Annotated in this window: 16 protein-coding genes and 3 tRNA genes; 13 read left to right on the top strand and 6 right to left on the bottom strand. The window is 71.8% G+C overall.

The window, feature by feature from the left end; all coding sequences use genetic code 11:
• Positions 1 to 517: 517 nt before the first annotated feature.
• A complete protein-coding gene (locus ACFXGI_RS23200) occupies positions 518 to 940 on the top strand; it encodes a tyrosine-type recombinase/integrase (protein WP_384709735.1) in 423 nt (140 codons plus the stop codon).
• Here the strand turns inward: ACFXGI_RS23200 and ACFXGI_RS23195 are convergent.
• Positions 891 to 1,379, bottom strand: a complete 489-nt coding sequence (locus ACFXGI_RS23195) for a YajQ family cyclic di-GMP-binding protein (protein WP_384709732.1) — start codon at positions 1,377 to 1,379, stop codon at positions 891 to 893. The genes ACFXGI_RS23200 and ACFXGI_RS23195 overlap by 50 nt on opposite strands.
• Before the next feature lie 198 nt (positions 1,380 to 1,577).
• Here ACFXGI_RS23195 and ACFXGI_RS23190 point away from each other — a divergent pair.
• Both ACFXGI_RS23190 and ACFXGI_RS23185 read left to right on the top strand, forming a co-directional pair.
• Positions 1,578 to 1,659, top strand: a tRNA-Tyr gene (locus tag ACFXGI_RS23190).
• Positions 1,660 to 1,763: 104 nt separating this feature from the next.
• The gene (locus ACFXGI_RS23185; protein WP_384709729.1) at positions 1,764 to 2,201 is read left to right on the top strand and encodes a DUF3574 domain-containing protein; all 438 of its coding nucleotides are present in this window, start codon (positions 1,764 to 1,766) and stop codon (positions 2,199 to 2,201) included.
• Positions 2,202 to 2,204: 3 nt separating this feature from the next.
• Here the strand turns inward: ACFXGI_RS23185 and ACFXGI_RS23180 are convergent, their stop codons facing one another.
• Both ACFXGI_RS23180 and ACFXGI_RS23175 read right to left on the bottom strand, forming a co-directional pair.
• The gene (locus ACFXGI_RS23180; protein ID WP_384709726.1) at positions 2,205 to 2,861 is read right to left on the bottom strand and encodes an SDR family oxidoreductase; all 657 of its coding nucleotides are present in this window, start codon (positions 2,859 to 2,861) and stop codon (positions 2,205 to 2,207) included.
• A gap of 67 nt (positions 2,862 to 2,928) precedes the next feature.
• Positions 2,929 to 4,239 carry an amidohydrolase family protein gene (locus ACFXGI_RS23175; protein WP_384709723.1) on the bottom strand — a complete coding sequence of 437 codons (1,311 nt, stop codon included), beginning with the start codon at positions 4,237 to 4,239 and terminating at the stop codon, positions 2,929 to 2,931.
• A gap of 397 nt (positions 4,240 to 4,636) precedes the next feature.
• Between ACFXGI_RS23175 and ACFXGI_RS23170 the strand changes: the two genes are divergently transcribed.
• The 5 genes from ACFXGI_RS23170 (at position 4,637) to ACFXGI_RS23150 (ending at position 6,109) form a co-directional block, all read left to right on the top strand.
• A tRNA-Thr gene (locus tag ACFXGI_RS23170) sits at positions 4,637 to 4,709 on the top strand.
• A 48-nt stretch (positions 4,710 to 4,757) separates the two neighbouring features.
• Positions 4,758 to 4,830 (top strand) — tRNA-Met (locus ACFXGI_RS23165).
• An 89-nt stretch (positions 4,831 to 4,919) separates the two neighbouring features.
• Positions 4,920 to 5,084, top strand: coding sequence for a 50S ribosomal protein L33 (gene rpmG, locus ACFXGI_RS23160; protein ID WP_007265873.1), 165 nt, complete (start codon positions 4,920 to 4,922; stop codon positions 5,082 to 5,084).
• A gap of 142 nt (positions 5,085 to 5,226) precedes the next feature.
• Positions 5,227 to 5,679 carry a MaoC family dehydratase N-terminal domain-containing protein gene (locus tag ACFXGI_RS23155; protein ID WP_030870124.1) on the top strand — a complete coding sequence of 151 codons (453 nt, stop codon included), beginning with the start codon at positions 5,227 to 5,229 and terminating at the stop codon, positions 5,677 to 5,679.
• A gap of 1 nt (position 5,680) precedes the next feature.
• Positions 5,681 to 6,109 (top strand): MaoC family dehydratase, encoded by a 429-nt coding sequence (locus ACFXGI_RS23150; RefSeq protein ID WP_384709719.1) that lies wholly within the window; start codon positions 5,681 to 5,683, stop codon positions 6,107 to 6,109.
• 56 nt (positions 6,110 to 6,165) lie between these two features.
• On the opposite strand, the gene ACFXGI_RS23145 is transcribed toward ACFXGI_RS23150, so the two are convergent.
• A complete protein-coding gene (locus tag ACFXGI_RS23145; RefSeq protein ID WP_384709716.1) occupies positions 6,166 to 7,086 on the bottom strand; it encodes an RNA polymerase sigma-70 factor in 921 nt (306 codons plus the stop codon).
• On the bottom strand, positions 7,083 to 8,291 hold the full coding sequence (locus ACFXGI_RS23140) for an NAD(P)/FAD-dependent oxidoreductase (protein ID WP_384709713.1): 1,209 nt from the start codon (positions 8,289 to 8,291) through the stop codon (positions 7,083 to 7,085). The genes ACFXGI_RS23145 and ACFXGI_RS23140 overlap by 4 nt, the downstream gene beginning before the upstream one ends.
• Positions 8,292 to 8,452: 161 nt before the next feature.
• Between ACFXGI_RS23140 and ACFXGI_RS23135 the strand changes: the two genes are divergently transcribed.
• The 5 genes from ACFXGI_RS23135 (at position 8,453) to ACFXGI_RS23115 (ending at position 12,559) form a co-directional block, all read left to right on the top strand.
• Entirely contained in the window at positions 8,453 to 9,028 is a 576-nt protein-coding gene (locus ACFXGI_RS23135) for a TetR/AcrR family transcriptional regulator (RefSeq protein ID WP_384709710.1), read from the top strand.
• 172 nt (positions 9,029 to 9,200) lie between these two features.
• On the top strand, positions 9,201 to 10,592 hold the full coding sequence (locus ACFXGI_RS23130; RefSeq protein ID WP_384709991.1) for a DHA2 family efflux MFS transporter permease subunit: 1,392 nt from the start codon (positions 9,201 to 9,203) through the stop codon (positions 10,590 to 10,592).
• A 24-nt stretch (positions 10,593 to 10,616) separates the two neighbouring features.
• Positions 10,617 to 11,015, top strand: coding sequence for a DUF3291 domain-containing protein (locus ACFXGI_RS23125; protein WP_384709707.1), 399 nt, complete (start codon positions 10,617 to 10,619; stop codon positions 11,013 to 11,015).
• Positions 11,012 to 12,127 carry a UDP-N-acetylmuramate dehydrogenase gene (locus tag ACFXGI_RS23120; RefSeq protein ID WP_384709704.1) on the top strand — a complete coding sequence of 372 codons (1,116 nt, stop codon included), beginning with the start codon at positions 11,012 to 11,014 and terminating at the stop codon, positions 12,125 to 12,127. Before ACFXGI_RS23125 ends, ACFXGI_RS23120 begins: the two co-directional genes overlap by 4 nt.
• A gap of 15 nt (positions 12,128 to 12,142) precedes the next feature.
• Positions 12,143 to 12,559, top strand: coding sequence for a hypothetical protein (locus ACFXGI_RS23115; RefSeq protein WP_384709701.1), 417 nt, complete (start codon positions 12,143 to 12,145; stop codon positions 12,557 to 12,559).
• 21 nt (positions 12,560 to 12,580) lie between these two features.
• On the opposite strand, the gene ACFXGI_RS23110 is transcribed toward ACFXGI_RS23115, so the two are convergent.
• Positions 12,581 to 13,600, bottom strand: coding sequence for an adenosine deaminase (locus tag ACFXGI_RS23110; protein ID WP_376018190.1), 1,020 nt, complete (start codon positions 13,598 to 13,600; stop codon positions 12,581 to 12,583).
• Between the last annotated feature and the right edge of the window lie 185 nt (positions 13,601 to 13,785).

The following is a 13,785-nucleotide window of genomic DNA, read 5'->3' as shown; positions in this document are numbered from 1 at the left end:
CACAACTGCCTCCCGCGTCGAACGGGGTCTGCGGAATCACGTCCATCCGACGTTCGGCGACAGGCCCGTAGCCAGCATCCAGTATCCGCCCATCGGACATACAAGCGTGGATCCAAGGACCGATCGCAGGTGCTCGCGCCCTCGACGCTGGCCGTGACGTACGAGTACCTGATCACGCCGCTACAGACGGCCGTCCGAGACCGGATCATCGCGGGCAATCCGTGCGAGGGCGTACGTCGCCCAAGCAGCGTAAGGCCGAGATTGTGCCCCTGCATTTGGATGCGGTCCGGGCACTCATGGATGCCGCGCCCGATCGGTACCGGGCCCTGCTCCTGCTCGCCGCCTCATCCGGCCTGCGGCAGGGGGAGTTGTTCGGTCTGGAGGTCGACGGCGTCGACTTCCTGCGCCGCGAGGTCACCGTGCGCCAGCAGCTCATCGACCCGGACGGCGACCTGCCGTACATCGGCGACCCAAGACGCATGAGAGCTACCGCACGGTCCCGCTCACCAAAGCGGCGGTGGACGCCCTCGCCGCGCACCTCGAACGGTTCCCCGCGCCGGCGGCGTACGAGCAGGCGCGTGCGGCGTGGCTGCGGTCAGGCAAGCCCAAGGGGGGCGAGCCTGCCCGCATAGAGGCACCGGACGGCGCGAACCTGCACGACCTGCGGCACTCCTACGCCTCGCTGCTCATCAAGCACCGCGAGAACGTCGAGACGGTTCAGAAGCGACTCGGTCACGCCAAACCGTCGATCGCGCTCGACACGTACACGCGCCTGTGGCCCGACGAGGAAGACACAACGAGGGCCGCCGTCGAGGCCGTGCTCGGCGATGTGCCCCCGTTGTGCCCTGCAAGGTCTGCCTGGCCACGTCCGTGCAGGTCAGATCACTTGATCAGCGGTAGTTCACGAACTGGATCGCGAAGTCGAGGTCCTTGCCCTTGAGGAGGGCCTGGATGGCCTGCAGGTCGTCACGGCTCTTGGAGCTGACGCGCAGCTCCTCGCCCTGGACCTGGGCCTTGACGCCCTTGGGACCCTCGTCCCGGATGATCTTCGCGACCTTCTTGGCGTTCTCCTGGGAGATGCCCTCCTCGATCGAGGCGAAGATCTTGTACTCCTTGCCGGACAGCTGCGGCTCGCCGGCGTCGAGCGCCTTCAGCGAGATGCCGCGCTTGACCAGCTTGGTCTCGAACACGTCGAGGACGGCCTTGACGCGCTCCTCGGAGTTCGCCTCCATCAGGATCTTCTCGCCGGACCAGGCGATGGTGGCGCCGGTGCCCTTGAAGTCGTAGCGCTGCGAGAGTTCCTTGGCGGACTGGTTGAGGGCGTTGTCGACCTCCTGCCGCTCGACCTTCGAGACGATGTCGAAACTGGAGTCGGCCATGTGCTGTGGCTCCTTGAAGTCGGCTGTCATTGCCCCGGAGGGCGCGGCCGGACATGCCCGGACCGCTCGGCAAAGCCTAGCCACCGCGCCCGCCCCGGGTGCTGATCAATCCGGTGGCGAAGCACCCCCGGGCATCAGGTATCGTTTACGTCGTTGCCAGGGAGCACCGCCGCGAGGCGGAAAAATGGCAGCGATCATGGCGGTGTGCCCGAGTGGCCAAAGGGAGCAGACTGTAAATCTGCCGGCTCAGCCTACCCAGGTTCGAACCCTGGCGCCGCCACGCGAGTGAAACCCCCGTTTACTGCGGAAACGCAGTGGCGGGGGTTTTCTCGTACGAGCGCCGCATCGTACGTATCGTCTGCGTCGCGTGTTCGTTCTCCGGACGTGACCTTCATTTCTGACACGCGCGGGAGGGTCGGCGGCGGCGTGCTCCTCGCCCTCCTCGGAGCCGGGATCCCGGCCCTCGTCGGCGCGGCACTGCACAGCCACGTGGGCCAGCCCTACCAGGAAACCACCCTCTACTTCGGCACCGAGCGCCCCGGCGGCCGGGCCCCCGTCGCGGAGCAGGAGTTCATGGGCTTCCTGGACCGGGAGATCACCCCCGCCTTCCCCGAGGGACTCACCCTCCTGGACGGGCGCGGCCAGTGGCAGCGCGCCGGCAAGGTCATCCGCGAGACCTCGTACGAGGTGGTGCTCCTCTACCCGGAGAAGGAGGCCGAGGAGCGCAGCGCGCGCATCGAACGGATCCGGCAGGCCTACGAGGACCAGTACCAGCAGGACTCCGTCGGACGCTCCGACGACAAGGTGAGCGCCGAGTTCTGAGCCTCAGTTGCCCGCGACGGCCTTGACGGCCACCTCGACCGGGGTCGATCCCTCGACCAGCTCCAGCGTCAGGCCGGCCGTCGCCGGGGTCTCGACCAGCTCCGCCAGCACGACCGCCACGTCGTCGCGCGGCACCGCCCCGCGGCCCGTCCGCGCCTCCAGCCGCACCTGCCCGCTCCCGGGGTCGTCGGTCAGCGACCCGGGCCGCAGGACCGTCCACTCCAGGCCCAGCCGCGTCCGTACGTGGTCGTCCGCCTCGCCCTTCGCCCGCAGGTAGAAGTCGAAGACGTCCTCGCCCTCGTGCTGTGCGTCCGCGCCCATCGAAGAGACCATCAGGAAGCGCCTTACCCGCGCCCGTTCGGCCGCGTCCGCGAACAGCACCGCCGCGCCCCGGTCCACGCTGTCCTTGCGCGCCACACCGCTGCCGGGGCCCGCGCCGGCCGCGAACACCGCGACGTCCGCGCCCTGCAGAATGCCCGCCACGTGCTCGACCGAAGCCGACTCCAGGTCGCAGAGCACCGGTTCGGCGCCCGCCTCCCGCAGGTCGTCGCCCTGCTCCGGATCGCGGATGATGCCCGCGACCTCGTACCCGCGCGCGGCGAGCAGCTGCTCCAGCCGCAGCGCGATCTGACCGTGTCCACCCGCGATGACGATGCGCATGCCCCGACCGTACGACGAGCCGGGCGCCCCCGCCCGCGAAAGTGTCCGCCGCAGGACCGGCGGACACTCAGGGCCCGGGCTCCACACGGCCCTGCCGGGGCAGGTCCAGGGCCACCGCGACCGCCGAGTCGCAGTACTCCCGTACGGCACTCGTCCGGGCTACCACCCGGCCGCGGTGGATCACGATCCGGCTGTACGCCAGGGACAGCACGCCCGCGATCCGCTCCCCCCGCACGGCCAGCAGCTCGGCCGGGAACCCGGCCTCCACCCGGACCTCCGGCAGGCCCATCGCCTCCCGGGCGGCGCCGCTGACGGACGCGTAGGCCTCCGGCGCCCGCAGCCCGCCCTGGGAGGCCAGCAGGAAGGCGGCCTCCAGCGGGTCGCCGCGGCCGACCGGGTTCCCGGCGTCCCGCAGCGCCCCGCTGCCGGCCGCGACCCGGACCTCGGCGGCGCGCAGCAGCCGTACGGGCGCGGTGCGCAGACCGCGCCGCTCCAGGGCCGCGCAGTCGCCCTGGGGCAGGCAGGTCACCCGTACGCCGGCCGCGGCCAGCTGGTCGGCGGCCCGGTGCGCCACGTCCAGCGGGAGCCGTGACAGGCCCCCGCAGGGGCCGATCGTCACCCCCGGGCGCAGTCCGCCGGCCATCGCGGCGAGGCGGGCCAGCCGGCCGGGGTCGTCACCGTCCGTGTGCAGGTCCACCGGGCAGCCGTGCTCGGCGGCGAGTTCCAGGACGGCTTCGAGGAAGCCCGTCGGGTCCGGGTCCAGGTCCGGGCAGCCGCCGATGACGGAGGCGCCCATCTTGACGGCGTCCCGCAGCATGGCCAACCCGTCGGCGCCGGCCACGCCCGTGAGGAGGCGGGGCACGGCGACGGTGGTCAGGTCGGTGAGCCCGCGCAGCGAGCGGCGGGCCTGGAGCACGGCCTCCATGGGCCCCAGGCCGTGCACGTCGCCGATCCGGACGTGGGAGCGCACGGCCGTGGCCCCGTGCCCGAGCTGGAGCAGGGCGGCCTCGGTGGCCCGGCGCTGCACCTCGTCGGGGGCGTACGAGACGGGCCCCTCGCCGTCGGCGGTCAGGGCGGTGTCCCCGTGGGCGTGCGGCTCGGCGGGGGCGGGGAGCAGCAGGTAGCCGGTGAGGTCGACCCGGGCGAGCGCGGGGGAGGGCAGGCTGCCCGCGGTGCCGACGGCCTGGATCCGGCCGCCGCCGAGCCGGACGTCGACCGTACGGCCGTCCGTGAGGCGGGCCCCGGCGAGCAGGAGGGTGGTGGACTCGGCGGCGGGCGCGTTCGCGTTGCCGGGCGGGCGCTGGGGCCCGTGGCCGCCGCCCTCACCACGGCCGCCCGGCGGGAAGGGGGACGGCTGCTGCGGCTGGCTGTCGGACATCGCGCTCCTGCGGTGGCTCGGGCGGTTCCTGGGCCGAGTGGCCGCGGCCCGCGGCCCAAGATCACGCAGCGTGCTCAGAGCCTAGGGCGCAGGGCTCCCCGCTTCGCGGAAGAGCGCAATAGTCGTACCGGTGTGGTGCCCGCGCGCCGCGGGGCGCAGGCATGCGCCGGGCCGGGTGCGGATGCTTCCTCGTCGCGCGTACCGCTCCCGACGGGAGCGACGGGCGCGGAGTGCCTCGCGGGGCGGCTGGGAATGTGAGCCTGGACACAATCTGCCCCGAAATGGGCCTCGGTGGCGCCGGGACCCTGATCGGGGAAGCCCCGGCAGCCCCTCGGAGGCCAGTCGCCGCAAAGGATTTGGGCGATGGGCGGGCAACCGTGTAATGTCTTCATCGCTCGCCCCAATAGCTCAGTCGGTAGAGCGTCTCCATGGTAAGGAGAAGGTCTGCGGTTCGATTCCGCATTGGGGCTCTGGTGAGAGAGGTTCCCCGCCCTCGGGTGGGGAGCTGATCACATCAAAGCGGCGTAGCTCAGTCGGTAGAGCAAGCGGCTCATAATCGCTGTGTCACCGGTTCAAGTCCGGTCGCCGCTACCCAACAGTAGCCGATTGCGGGGTCGGTCTCCCGATCGGCTACTCTTTTATGCGTTCATCCGTCCCATAGTCCGTCAAGGAGCACTCACGTGGCTGCCACCGACGTCCGCCCGAAGATCACGCTGGCCTGCGTGGAGTGCAAGGAGCGGAACTACATCACCAAGAAGAACCGGCGTAACAACCCGGATCGCATGGAGATGAAGAAGCACTGCCCGCGCTGCAACTCGCACACCGCGCACCGCGAGACCCGCTGACCCTAGCGAGTCTCGAAATACAGGCACCGTCATGAGGTCGTCCCCTTCTTTGGGGGACGGCCTCGTGTCGTTTCCGTGATCGCCGGCCTGTGATCGTTTTCCTCATGTGACCGACTTTTACCAAATCAGGAGGTAGGGAGCCATGGCGCTCGACCAGTCCTTCGTGGGGCGGAGCTACCCGCCCACCGATCCGTACGAGGTCGGCCGGGAGAAGATCCGCGAATTCGCGGTTGCGGTGGGAGACGCGAATCCCGTCTACACCGACCCCGATGCCGCCAAGGCGTTCGGTCACCTGGACGTGATCGCCCCGCCGACCTTCGTGTTCGCGATCACATTCGCGGCGGCGGGCCAGGTCGTGGAGGACCCGCAGCTGGGTCTGGACTACAGCCGCGTCGTGCACGGCGACCAGAAGTTCGCGTACTCGCGTCCCGTGCGTGCGGGTGACCGGCTGTCGGTGACCTCCACGATCGAGGCCGTGAAGTCGATGGCCGGCAACGACATCATCGACATCCGCGGCGAGGTCCACGACGAGACCGGCGAGCACGTGGTGACGGCGTGGACGAAGCTCGTCTCCCGCGCCCCCGAGGAGGCCTGAGATGACCGCGCAGATCAAGTACGCCGACGTCGAGGTCGGCACGGAGCTGCCGGCGGGCTCCTTCCCGGTGACGCGCGCCACGCTGGTGCGGTACGCGGGCGCCTCGGGCGACTTCAACCCGATCCACTGGAACGAGAAGTTCGCCAAGGAGGTCGGACTGCCGGACGTGATCGCGCACGGCATGTTCACGATGGCCGAGGCGATCCGCGTGGTCACCGACTGGGTCGGCGACCCGGGTGCGGTCGTCGAGTACGGGGTCCGCTTCACGAAGCCGGTCGTCGTCCCGAACGACGAGGCGGGCGCGCTGATCGAGGTCACGGCCAAGGTCGCGGCGAAGCTGGACGACAACCGCGTACGGGTGGACCTGACGGCGATGAGCGCGGGCCAGAAGGTCCTGGGCATGTCGCGCGCCCTGGTGACCCTGGCCTGAGCCCGGTGCAACATGCCGAGCCGGGCGCCGGACGGGGGATCCCGCCCGGCGCCCGCTCAGCTGGTGCCGATGCCGTGGGTGGTGCCCTCCGCGACGGCCCTGAGCATGTCGGGGTTGGCGACGTTGTGGATGGCGGTGATACGGCCGTCGGCGCCGAAGTCGAAGGTGACCGTGGCGACCACGCGGTCCGCTCCGCTGAACACCATGCCCGGGCCGCCGTTGATCTCGACGAGTTCGGCCTTCATGCCGGCGGGGGCGATGCCCTGGTAGGTGACCGTGCCGGTGGCGGCGAACCAGGCGGCCACCGTCGGGGCGCCCACGACCGGACGCATGGCCTGGCGGACCTTGCCGCCTCCGTCGGTCCACAGGGTGACGTCCGGGGACAGCACCTCCATCAGGGCATTGACGTCCCCGCCCGTCGTGGCGGCGAAGAACGGCTCGGTCACCTCGCGCTGCCGCGACCGGTCGGCGGTGAAGCGCGGCCGTCGGGCCCGTACGTGCTCGCGGGCCCGGTGCGCGGCCTGCCGCACCGCCGCCTCGGAGCGTTCCAGCGCCTCCGAGATCTCCGCGTGGCTGAAGTCGAAGACCTCCTTCAGCACGAACACCGCACGCTCCAGCGGACTGAGCGTCTCCAGTACGACGAGCACGGCCATCGACACCGACTCGGCGTCCAAGACGGTCTCGGCGGTGTCGCCCGTGGTGAGGATGGGCTCGGGCAGCCACGGACCGACATAGGTCTCGCGCTGGTACCGGGTGGACCGCAGTCGTGCCAGCGCCACGTTGGAGACGATCCGCGTCAGGTACGCCTTGGGCTCGGCCACCTGTGAGCGGTCGGCGGCCGACCACTTGATCCAGGCGTCCTGGACCGCGTCCTCCGCGTCGGCCGCGGTGCCCAGGATGCGGTAGGCCACCGAGAAGAGCAGGTTCCGGTGCCGGTGGAACACCTGCTGGTCGAGGTCGGCGGACGGGCCCGTCATCGGACCGCGCCGTTCCGGGTGAAGCGGCCGCCGCGGGGCCATACGGCCCCCGAGGCGGGCACCTTCTTCATGCGGCCGTACGCCGGCCAGGGCGCGGCCGTCACCGCCTCCTTGTACCGGGCCGCCGCGCGGCCGGTCAGGTACATGCGCCGGGGGCTGTCGTCGGGGCGCGTGAACTGCACCACCGCATCGCCCCGTCCCAGGCTGACCGGCGTGTGGTAGTAGCCGAAGCGGAACGGCCGGGGCTGCTTGCCCTTCAGCGCGCGGACGATCGACACCGCGGCGTGCACACCGGTCGGCATGCCGCCCTGGCAGGTGCCGTGCATGACGCCGTAGCCCTGGCGGATCGCGGCCGCGTCCCCCACGGCGTACACCTCCGGGTGCGACACCGACCGCAGCGCGGCATCGGTGACGACGCGACCGCGTTCGTCGACGGCCAGCCCGGCGGCTGCCGCCAGCGGCGACACCCGCGTACCGCTGGTCCACAGGACCGCGTCGGCGGGGATGCGCTCGCCCCCGGCCAGCTCGACCGCATCGGGCAGCACCTCCACCACCTCGGCCCCGCTGCGCACCACCACGCCCAGGCGGTCGAGTGCGGCCCGCAGGTACGCCCCGGCCTTCGGGGTCATGGCGGCGCCGGGTTCCTGCCGGCCCAGCAGGAGGACGTTCAGCTGCGGGTGCCGCTCGGCGATCTCCGCGGCGGACTCGACACCGGTCAGCCCGCTGCCGCCGACGACCACCGTGCCGCTGCCGAGCCGCTCCAGCCGGTCGGCCAGCACCCCGGCGTCCTCGGCGCTGTTCAGGGTGTGGGCGTACTCCCCGGCGCCCGGCACCGCCGACAGGTCGGCCACACTGCCCAGCCCGTACACCAGGGTGTCGTAGTGAAGGACCCGGTCGTCATCGATCCGGACCGTTCGCGCGTCCGCGTCCACCGCCGTCACCCGGCCGCGGACGAACCGCGCGCCCGTACCTTCCAGAAGTTCCGGGATGCCCAGACCGGCGACCTCCTGCCCGGTGGCCGTCATGTGCAGCCGCAGCCGCTCGGTGAACCGTTCCTGCGCGTTCACCAGGGTCACCTGCACGTCCCGGCGCCGCCCCACCCGGGCGCCGAGCTGGACGGCCGCGGACATCCCCGCGTATCCCGCCCCCAGGACCAGGACCCGGTGGGTGGCGACCGTGCCGTCGGCTCCGTCTCGTGCGCTCATCGCTTCGCCTTCCTCCACTCGCTGTTGACGATCATCGGATGCAAGCTGCCGCCCGGTTCGTGACACGGGTCCGGTGTGACGCGCGACACGGCGGCAGCCCCCGGACCGGCCGGGGAGCGGAGGGGTTGACTTAGTTAGTGATTGAGCACTAACTTTGAACCATGGCAAGGATGAGTGCGGAAGAGCGGCGCGAGAGCGTCATCCGTGCGGCGGTGCACGAGTTCGCCCGCGGCGGCTATCACGGGACCTCCACCGAGGCGATCGCCAAGCGGGTGGGCGTCTCGCAGCCGTACCTGTTCCGGCTCTTCCCCGGCAAGTCGGCCATCTTCCTCGCCGCCGCCGAGCGCTGCCTGCGGGAGACCCGCGACCTCTTCGCGGCGGCCGCCGAGGGGCTGGAGGGCGAAGAAGCCACGCAGGCCATGGCGAACGCGTACGCCCGGATCATCGCCGAGGATCCGGACAAGCTCCAGATGCAGCTCCAGATGTACGTCGCCGTCGCCGCCGCCGACGCGGCCGGTGATCACGAGCTCGGCGAGCTCGTGCGCAAGGGCTGGACGGAACTCTGGGACACCGTTCACGGACCCCTCGGCGGGGACGTGAAGGAGACCACGGCCTTCATGGCCTACGGAATGCTGATCAACACGCTGGCCGCCATGGGCTTCCCGCCCGGGCACCGGGTCTGGGAGGGGCTGTACCCCTCCGCCCGCGTCGGCGGCGAGGACCGGCCGGGGGCGTGAGTCCCAGGTGTCCCGCGCGCCGCATTTTCATGGGCGCGGAAGTTAGTCAGCAATAACTAACAAACTGTCCTCACCATCAGGGGGAATCGTGAACGGCAAGCACGACACACAAGACACCGCGCTCCGCGGACCCGCCGTCTGGGCGCTCGTCCTCACCTCCGTCGCCGGCTTCATGGCCGCCCTCGACAACCTCGTCGTCACCACCGCCCTCCCCGCCATCCGCAAGGACCTCGGCGGCGCGCTGGAGGACCTGGAGTGGACGGTGAACGCGTACACGCTCACCTTCGCCGTCCTGCTCCTGTTCGGCGCGGCCCTCGGCGACCGCTTCGGACGGCGCCGGCTCTTCATGGGCGGCCTCGCGATATTCACCGGAGCCTCCGCCTTCGCCGCCCTCTCGCCCGGCATCGACGAGCTCATCGCCGCCCGCGCCGTCCAGGGCGTCGGCGCCGCGGTCATGATGCCGCTCACCCTCACCCTGCTCACCGCCGCCGTCCCGCCCGCCCGCCGCGGCATGGCCCTCGGGATCTTCAGCGCCGTCAGCGGCCTCGCCGTCGCCAGCGGCCCCCTCGTCGGCGGCACCCTCACCGAGCACATCTCCTGGCAGTGGATCTTCTGGCTGAACGTCCCGATCGGACTGGCCCTGATCCCGCTCGCCCGCCTCAAGCTGGCCGAGTCCACCGCCCCGAACTCCCGTCTCGACGCACCCGGAACGCTCCTCATCAGCGGCGGCCTCTTCGGCATCGTCTACGCCCTCGTCAACGCCAACGCCCACGGCTGGACCAGCGCCCCCGTACTCACCGGCCTGATCGCCGGCACCGCGCTCGTGGGTGCGTTCGTCGTCTACGGCTTCCGCAGCGCGAACCCCATGCTGCCCATGCGCCTCTTCCTGAACCGCGGCTTCCTCGGGATCAACCTGGCCAGCCTCCTGATGTACCTGGGCATGTTCGGCTCGATCTTCCTGCTCAGCCAGTTCCTCCAGGGCGTCGCCGGCTACTCGCCCACCCAGGCCGGCGTGCGGATGCTCCCCTGGACCGCCATGCCGCTGGTCGTCGCCCCGATCGCCGGCATCCTCTCCGACCGGATCGGCGGCCGGCCCGTCGTCGCCGTCGGGCTCGCGCTGCAGGCCCTCGGCCTCGGCTGGTTCGCGGCGGTCCTGAGCACCGACGTCTCGTACGCCGCCCAGCTCCCGGCACTGATCGTCAGCGGCATCGGCATGGGCCTCTACTTCGCCCCCGCCTCCAACATCCTGATGTCCACCGTGTCCCCCGCCGACCAGGGCAAGGCCTCCGGAGCCAACAACGCCCTGCGCGAGGTGGGCGGCGCCCTCGGCGTCGCGGTCCTGGCCTCGGTCTTCTCGGCCCAGGGCGGCTACGAGTCCCCGCAGGCCTTCACCGACGGGACCGTGCCCGCGCTGTGGATCGGCGCCGCCGCGGTGGCCGTGGCAGCCGCCTTCGCCCTCCTGGTCCCGGGCAAGCGGAACGAGAAGCCCGCCGCACCGGCCGCCGTCGGCGACACCCCCGAGACCGGATACGCGACCTCCGCCAAGATCCCCGCAGCCGGCTGACCTCCCCGGAAAGGAACGCACGCCATGCCCGACGTCCCCTGGTCCACGCCCACCCCGCCCGCTCCCGACGCCGAGGTCTACGTCATGGCCTCCCGCTTCGAGACCCGGACCCTCGCCGGCGCCTTCCGGTTCTTCCTCAAGTCGCCCGGCATCGTCCTCCAGATCCGCAAGGCCCCCGGCGCCCACGGCGCGGCCCTCCGCGCCCGCCCCTTCGGCCGGACCTTCCTCACCCTCTCCGCCTGGCAGGACCGCGACGCGCTCCACCGCTTCGCCCGCAGCGAGCCGCACCGCTCCAGCTCCCGCGCCGCCGCCGCGTTCATGCGGGAATCGGTCTTCACCTTCTGGACGGCCCCGGCCTCCGCCCTCCCGGTCACTTGGGCCGAAGCGGAGCACCGGCTCGCCGAGGAGGCCGCACGCTCGTGACGTACGGTCCGTGGCCCCGCAGGGATGCGAGGGGTACGGACCGTACTCTTGTCCACGTGCAGGAACTCCACGACGCCCCCCTCGCCCCCCTGACCACCTTCCGCCTCGGTGGCCCCGCCACGCGTCTGGTCACCGCGACCACCGACGCCGAGGTGGTCGACGCCGTCCGCGCCGCGGACGAGAGCGGCACCCCGCTCCTCGTCATCGGCGGCGGCAGCAACCTGGTCATCGGCGACCGCGGCTTCGAGGGCACCGCCCTGCGCATCGCGACCACCGGCTTCCACCTGGACGGGACGCGGCTGGAGCTCGCCGCCGGCGAGAACTGGAGCGACGCCGTCGCCCGCAGCGTCGAGGCGGGCCTGGCCGGCATCGAATGCCTCGCCGGAATCCCCGGCTCCGCCGGTGCCACCCCGATCCAGAACGTCGGGGCGTACGGCCAGGAGGTCTGCGACACGATCACCGAGGTCGTCGCGTACGACCGCACCACCAGCGAGACGGTCACCCTCACCGCCGCCGAGTGCGCCTTCCGCTACCGCAACAGCACCTTCAAGGACCAGCCCGACCGCTACGTCGTCCTCCGCGTGCGCTTCGCCCTGGAGGACGCGGACGGCCTGTCCGCGCCGATCAAGTACCCCGAGACCGCCCGCGCCCTCGGCGTCGAGGCCGGCGACCGGGTCCCGGCCGCCACCGCCCGCGAGACCGTACTGCGGCTGCGCGCCGGCAAGGGCATGGTCCTCGACCCCGCGGACCACGACACGTGGTCCGCGGGCTCCTTCTTCCACAACCCGATCCTGAGCGACGAGGCGTACGCCGCCTTCCTCACCCGCGTCCAGGACCGGCTCGGCCCCCAGACCGCCCCGCCCGCGTACCCCGCCGGGGACGGCCGTACGAAGACCAGCGCGGCCTGGCTGATCGACAAGGCCGGCTTCACCAAGGGCTACGGCACCGGCCCGGCCCGGATCTCCACCAAGCACACCCTCGCGCTGACCAACCGCGGCGAGGCCACCACCGAGGACCTCCTCGCCCTGGCCCGCGAGGTCGTCGCGGGCGTCCACGCGGCCTTCGGCGTCACCCTGGTCAACGAGCCGGTGACGGTCGGCGTCAGCATCTGAGGAGTCCCGGCCGCCATGCTCTGTCCACTGCACGGGGCCGGTACGGACCCCACCCGCCTGGTGGGGCGCACGATCAGCAGGATCGTCGCGTCCTGGCACGTCTACGAGGGCGAGCGCTCCGAGGCGCCGCTCGACGTCTGGCTGATCGACAGCGAGGGCGAGTCCACCAGGATCAGCACCGGGTCCGACTGGTGCCTCATCGTCGAATCCGCCCCGCCGCACGAGCCGTACGACATGGGGGAGTGGGGCCGGATCGAGGTCGGCGAGGACCTCGGCGACCACCCCTTCCTGCGCCACCTCGGCGACACGGTGACCACCGTGGCCGAGTTCGCGGCGCCGGAGACCGGGCGCACGCAGCTGGAGATCGGCTTCCCCGACGGCGACCGGGTACGGGCCGACTGCTGGGAGGGCGACCTGCGGCTCACGCGGTGAGTCCGGGGCGGGGCGGGAGCCTCAGGTCGCCAGCCAGTGGTCGATCCCGGCCAGCAGCTTGTCCTGTACGTCCTCCGGAGCGGCGCTGCCGCGCACCGACTGCCGGGCCAGCTCGGCGAGCTCCGCGTCCGTGAAGGCGTGGTGGCGGCGGGCGATCTCGTACTGGGCCGCCAGCCGGGACCCGAACAGCAGCGGGTCGTCCGCGCCGAGAGCCATCGGCACCCCGGCCTCGAACAGGGTGCGCAGCGGGACGTCCTCGGGCCGCTCGTAGACCCCGAGGGCCACGTTCGACGCAGGGCAGACCTCGCAGGTGATCTGCCGGTCCGCGAGCCGCTTCAGCAGCCGGGGGTCCTCGGCGGCCCGCACGCCGTGGCCGATGCGGGAGGCGTGCAGATCGTCCAGGCAGTCGCGGACGGAGGCGGGGCCGGTGAGCTCGCCGCCGTGCGGGGCCGCGAGCAGGCCGCCCTCGCGGGCGATGGCGAAGGCCCGGTCGAAATCGCGGGCCATGCCGCGGCGCTCGTCGTTGGAGAGTCCGAAGCCGACGATGCCGCGGTCGGCGTAGCGGACGGCGAGCCGGGCGAGGGTGCGGGCGTCCAGAGGGTGCTTCATGCGGTTGGCGGCGATGAGGACCCGCATGCCGAGGCCGGTCTCGCGGGAGGCCGCCTCGACGGCGTCCAGGATGATCTCGACGGCCGGGATCATGCCGCCGAGCAGGGGGGCGTAGGAGGTGGGATCCACCTGGATCTCCAGCCACCCGCTGCCGTCCCGTACGTCCTCCTCCGCGGCCTCGCGGACCAGGCGGCGGATGTCCTCGGGCTCGCGGAGGCAGGAGCGGGCGGCGTCGTACAGCCGCTGGAAGCGGAACCAGCCGCGCTCGTCGGTGGCGCGGAGCTTGGGCGGCTCGCCGGCGGTCAGCGCGTCGGGGAGCCGCACGCCGTACTTGTCGGCGAGCTCCAGGAGGGTCGAGGGGCGCATCGACCCGGTGAAGTGCAGGTGGAGGTGGGCTTTCGGCAGAAGCGTGAGATCGCGTACGTGCTCCATCCGGTGATCCTGCCGCACATGTCACCCGTTCGGCAGCCCCATTCCCTGAACGGGACCTTGCCCGAACGCAAAAACGGGGTCGGCGGGCCGCGACCCGGACCCCGAAAGGCGGTGGGACCACTCTGAAGGGGCACAGGGCCGTCGAACAACGGAATTTCCGGTGTCGCCGAGGGGCACGGTCACGA

Origin of the sequence: Streptomyces sp. NPDC059355 (assembly GCF_042752335.1) — a bacterium.
Lineage (GTDB): Bacteria > Actinomycetota > Actinomycetes > Streptomycetales > Streptomycetaceae > Streptomyces.
The sequence above is the reverse complement of the archived record's forward strand: the minus strand, read 5'-3'. Positions and strand labels throughout refer to the sequence as shown.

Bases quoted from the DNA above. Each gene is read 5' to 3' on its own strand.
- ACFXGI_RS23110 (WP_376018190.1), bottom strand. From the start codon at position 13,600: ATGGAGCACGTACGCGATCTCACGCTTCTGCCGAAAGCCCACCTCCAC.
- ACFXGI_RS23140 (WP_384709713.1), bottom strand. From the start codon at position 8,291: ATGAGCGCACGAGACGGAGCCGACGGCACGGTCGCCACCCACCGGGTC.
- ACFXGI_RS23135 (WP_384709710.1), top strand. From the start codon at position 8,453: ATGGCAAGGATGAGTGCGGAAGAGCGGCGCGAGAGCGTCATCCGTGCG.
- ACFXGI_RS23130 (WP_384709991.1), top strand. From the start codon at position 9,201: ATGGCCGCCCTCGACAACCTCGTCGTCACCACCGCCCTCCCCGCCATC.
- ACFXGI_RS23155 (WP_030870124.1), top strand. From the start codon at position 5,227: ATGGCGCTCGACCAGTCCTTCGTGGGGCGGAGCTACCCGCCCACCGAT.
- ACFXGI_RS23125 (WP_384709707.1), top strand. From the start codon at position 10,617: ATGCCCGACGTCCCCTGGTCCACGCCCACCCCGCCCGCTCCCGACGCC.
- ACFXGI_RS23150 (WP_384709719.1), top strand. From the start codon at position 5,681: ATGACCGCGCAGATCAAGTACGCCGACGTCGAGGTCGGCACGGAGCTG.
- ACFXGI_RS23180 (WP_384709726.1), bottom strand. From the start codon at position 2,861: ATGCGCATCGTCATCGCGGGTGGACACGGTCAGATCGCGCTGCGGCTG.
- ACFXGI_RS23145 (WP_384709716.1), bottom strand. From the start codon at position 7,086: ATGACGGGCCCGTCCGCCGACCTCGACCAGCAGGTGTTCCACCGGCAC.
- ACFXGI_RS23115 (WP_384709701.1), top strand. From the start codon at position 12,143: ATGCTCTGTCCACTGCACGGGGCCGGTACGGACCCCACCCGCCTGGTG.
- ACFXGI_RS23175 (WP_384709723.1), bottom strand. From the start codon at position 4,239: ATGTCCGACAGCCAGCCGCAGCAGCCGTCCCCCTTCCCGCCGGGCGGC.
- ACFXGI_RS23195 (WP_384709732.1), bottom strand. From the start codon at position 1,379: ATGGCCGACTCCAGTTTCGACATCGTCTCGAAGGTCGAGCGGCAGGAG.